We start from the raw sequence: 2,856 nt of genomic DNA, 5'->3' as shown, positions 1-2,856 counted from the left end.
TATAGTCGTCGCGTTTTGCTCGGCGATTTTGCATCATTGGATGTGCAAAATACCTACCGAGGTAGCGACGCTTACGAAGCAGCTAGCTTTTGTACTTGGCTAGCTAAAAAAACAGGATTACCATTTAAGTTACCAACCGAAGCGCAATGGATGTATGTCGCAACTGACAAGGGGACAATGATTTATCCTACTGATAATGGGAAGCTCGAGCCGTGCAAAAATATACGTTGTGTAGATTTAAAAGGACCTCAGGTAGTGGGTCAATATCCCCCTAATCCGATGGGTGTTGATTTTATGATGACTTTTCATCAGTGGACTCAAGATTGGTATGGGGATGGTTATTACTGGGTTTCTCCTAAAGATAACCCGCAAGGGCCGAGTACAGGTACTCAAAAAACTTTAGTTGGGGGGTATTATGTATTTTATCGTATGGGTGGTAATTTACCAGGAGATGAAAATGGTTATTCTGGAGAAGCATTTCGCTGTGTAATTAATACTTTAGAGCCTATTTATCCTAATAAATTAATGAAAGCACCTGTGTGATAATGAGTTTAAAAAATTAGAGGCTGTGTATCTTAGGGAAAGTATTTTCTTGAAAATTTAAAATACAGCAGAGATAAAATATCTGTAATCTGATAATTTACAAAATTCTTAATAAAACACAATAGGTCTTTGTATCCTCTCTTGTATGTTTTTAGTCTAATTTATAGCTGTCGATTTCTTTGCTTATAGTGATTTTGGCAAAGATTAAATACCTAATATATTTTAGAGGTTAAAAATTTATGCCGACTTTTACAAAGGTAGTTTTGTGGGATTTTGATGGCCCAATAAATTACTATAATCCGGATTGCTCTGACACTCATCATATTCCTAAAGGCCCAGATATGCCTCCAGAGCTAGGTATTTCAATCAATTATCCTGATCATATTGGGACCGTATTGAAAATACTACACGCAAATGGTGTTCTTTCGGTTCCTGCATCGCAACGCTGTGCCTATGCAGATGATGCTCGTGAGGCTGGTCTAAAAACAGCAATGTATAGGTCACTTAATGAATGCTTTGGAACGAGTCGAGAGTATTTATTGGAAAAACACGGCGAGACTATTGCTGCAGGTGTTGATGCAGACAACACAGGCCGCTCAAAAAACCCCTATCTTGACAGAGTGAGTGATATCACTGGTTGTGAGGGCATAGTTCCAGAAGATATTATCTTAGTGGATGATAATCCTAAATATCAAGCTCCTGCAGAAGCGGCGGGTTACCAGTTTTTATTAGTTTCGAGAGAAGATGATATAAATTTAGTTTATAAGGATAAAGCTTATCTTATTCAGGTAATGAGAAAAGCTGGACTCAGTGATAAGCAAATTTTAGCTGGCATTGTTAAAAACGCTGATAATCGCGATGTAAGAATAGATTTGCTTGATATCTATATGAAAATCGGGCCACACTCTACTGAAGGTTTTGGGTTAGCGAAGCAAATCAAAGCAAGAGATCAAGAATTGCAACACGCTTACTATCCAAAACTTGCAGTGCTTGAACACCACTGTGTAGAACATGGAGAAATATTAGCGGATTCTAACCCCTATAAGTGGCAACAAGTTGAAAAATTCGCGCATACGGCAGGCGAATGTGCAAAAAACTATCTCCTTAATGGCTCAAATAATGATTTTAAACCATTGGAGGACTCTAAAGAAATCATGGAAAGCTTATCTCTCCATCGTCGAGGCAAGAGATGGCGAATTCTAGGTACTATTGGTTTATCACTTATTGCTACTGGTGTTGGTATAGGTGTGCCTTGGCTTGCTTATAAGATAGGTCAAGCAATAGGAAATGCCTGGAAAGGAAAACCTGTTAATTTTTTGTTTCTTGGTGAGACTCAATCAAGCGAGCAAGCTCAGGCTATAAAATCTGCTGCCTCACAACTTGGTATTGGTCATTAACTGAGAATTAAGAATAGATCCGTGTTGCTAATGACTTTTTTTATTATATTGGACCAGTTGTGCTAGGCTAATGATATGTTGTATATAAAGGCGAGTTTTTTCGCTGATTTGGCGAGGCTCTACAGTATAAACAATGGCGTACTGTCCATCTGGACGGTTAAATACTTTATATACTTGCCATAGTTCTTGGTTATCCACACAGTTTTTTAAGGTATTAGTAAAAATTAAATCATTGTTATTTTTTTGAATTAATTTAGTCTTAGATATTTTGCATTTGGCATAGCGGTTGCCGCTAGCAATCTGTTGCATGGTCTGTATTAGGGGGGTGGTTATATGACGGCCATAGTGAACAATAATTTGTTGAGGCAGGTCATTTTGTTGATTTATTAGAATATAGTACTGAGTATAGCCATCTTCATCGATTAAGTTGCGTTTAAGCTGCCACTGTTCTTGGTTTTCTAGTGGGAATGAAATGTAATAAAGTGGCCTTGGTTGGCTGTTTTGATGGTAAGCTGCATATTGATCTAGTGAAGAGGAAGCACAGCCTGTAAACAGTGAAATCATTATACTGCCTATGATATAGGTGCTTGCTTGTTGTAAGAGGCTCATTCACCATACCTTTTTACTTTTTCAAGAGTTTCACCTGCTGTGCCCATAACTTTAATTATAGAAAGAGATAAAGAAAAGGTGATGGTGCTTGAGAGCGCGGTTAATACTCTTGGTGATGATTGAAAATTGATACAGTTTTTGCTTGATTTTATTTAGGCTCCGTTGACATTTCACCTTAACCATAAGATAGTGCTTGCAATTTTCAAAAAGGATAAATATCTGCAAGCCCTTTTTTCAAAACGTGAAAAAACTCTTCTAAATTGTTTTAACTTGCCAATGCAGCACTCTATCAAATGCCTTTCCTTGT

Annotated in this window: 3 protein-coding genes and 1 pseudogene; 2 read left to right on the top strand and 2 right to left on the bottom strand. The window is 37.6% G+C overall.

Translation table 11 applies throughout. The features are described 5' to 3' along the window. Together C200_RS14610 and C200_RS11810 are read left to right on the top strand one after the other, a co-directional pair. A partial coding sequence (locus C200_RS14610) for a formylglycine-generating enzyme family protein (RefSeq protein ID WP_162180154.1) occupies nucleotides 1-543 on the top strand: 543 nt, incomplete at its 5' end. A 239-nt stretch (nucleotides 544-782) separates the two neighbouring features. Continuing rightward, a complete protein-coding gene (locus C200_RS11810) occupies nucleotides 783-1,940 on the top strand; it encodes a hypothetical protein (protein ID WP_230387385.1) in 1,158 nt (385 codons plus the stop codon). A 27-nt stretch (nucleotides 1,941-1,967) separates the two neighbouring features. On the opposite strand, the gene C200_RS11805 is transcribed toward C200_RS11810, so the two are convergent. Further along, entirely contained in the window at nucleotides 1,968-2,504 is a 537-nt protein-coding gene (locus C200_RS11805; RefSeq protein ID WP_230384602.1) for a hypothetical protein, read from the bottom strand. Nucleotides 2,505-2,719: 215 nt separating this feature from the next. Next, nucleotides 2,720-2,856: pseudogene (locus tag C200_RS16410) on the bottom strand (IS5/IS1182 family transposase); the annotation flags it as partial.

It is taken from the genome of Piscirickettsia salmonis LF-89 = ATCC VR-1361, assembly GCF_000297215.2.
GTDB lineage: Bacteria > Pseudomonadota > Gammaproteobacteria > Piscirickettsiales > Piscirickettsiaceae > Piscirickettsia > Piscirickettsia salmonis.
The sequence above is the reverse complement of the archived record's forward strand: the minus strand, read 5'-3'. Positions and strand labels throughout refer to the sequence as shown.

What these genes read in the sequence shown, in the direction of transcription:
- C200_RS11810 (WP_230387385.1), top strand. Translation starts at nt 783, where the DNA reads ATGCCGACTTTTACAAAGGTAGTTTTGTGGGATTTTGATGGCCCAATA.
- C200_RS11805 (WP_230384602.1), bottom strand. Translation starts at nt 2,504, where the DNA reads ATGATTTCACTGTTTACAGGCTGTGCTTCCTCTTCACTAGATCAATAT.